1 protein-coding gene is annotated in these 936 nt (G+C 58.3%); it reads right to left on the bottom strand.

Annotated features, from left to right (window positions below; all coding sequences use genetic code 11):
* Positions 1-863 (bottom strand): IS256 family transposase (locus tag J0O65_RS23730; protein WP_251373948.1); only part of this gene is annotated, 863 nt, incomplete at its 3' end.
* Positions 864-936 lie beyond the last annotated feature (73 nt).

Below are 936 nucleotides of genomic sequence, written 5' to 3' on the forward strand. Positions count from 1 at the left end.
GCCGCCGCCAGCTCTTTGCGGTCCTTCCAGGCTGCCAGCGTGGTCGAATTGCGAATCAGGTGCACAATGCAGGTCTGGATCTGCGCCTGCGGATACACCGCTTCAATGGCCTCAGGGAAGCCGCGAAGGCCGTCAACGACGGCGATCAGGATATCGTCCAGTCCACGGTTCTTGAGCTCGTTAAATACCTTCAACCAGAACTTGGCGCCCTCGGTCTGCTCGATCCACAGCCCCAGCACTTCCTTGCGGCCATCGGCGCGGATGCCCAGCGCCAGATAGACGGCCTTGTTCTTGACAGTGCCCTCGTCGCGGATTTTCAGGCGCAAGGCGTCGAAGTAGACAATCGGGTACATCGTTTCCAGCGGACGCTGCTGCCACTGGGTGACTTCCTCGATTACCTCGTCGGTGATGCTCGAGATCAGCATCGGCGACACCTCAGTGCCGTACAGCTCCAGCAGGTGCGCCTGGATCTCGCGCACGCTCATGCCGCGTGCGTACATGCTGATCACGTGGTCGTCAAAGCCAGGCATTCGCCGCTGGCCTTTCGCCACCAGCTGCGGCTCAAAACTGGACAGGCGGTCGCGTGGAATGTCGAGGCGCAGTTCACCGCCCGGTGCCAGAACCTTCTTGGGCGTGGTGCCGTTTCTATGATTCTTGCTGGTCGCGTCCTCGTTGGCCAAGTGATGTGTCAATTCGGCGGCCAGCATTCGCTCAGCCAGCATCTTCTTGAGCTGGCCTGCCAAGCCAGATTCACCGAGGATAGACTCGGCGTTCTTGTCTTGAACTTGGGCCAGCAGCTGGTCGATCAGCTCAACTGGAAATGGATACGGCTCTTTCTTTTTGCGGGGTTTCTTGGTGGTCATCGTGTCGGTCATGGAACATCCTTTTCGGTATTATTTCATGACCCCGTTTCACACAGAAATTCTTACAGGCTCG

Source organism: Janthinobacterium sp. JC611, assembly GCF_018682595.1.
Taxonomy (GTDB): Bacteria; Pseudomonadota; Gammaproteobacteria; order Burkholderiales; family Burkholderiaceae_D; genus Janthinobacterium.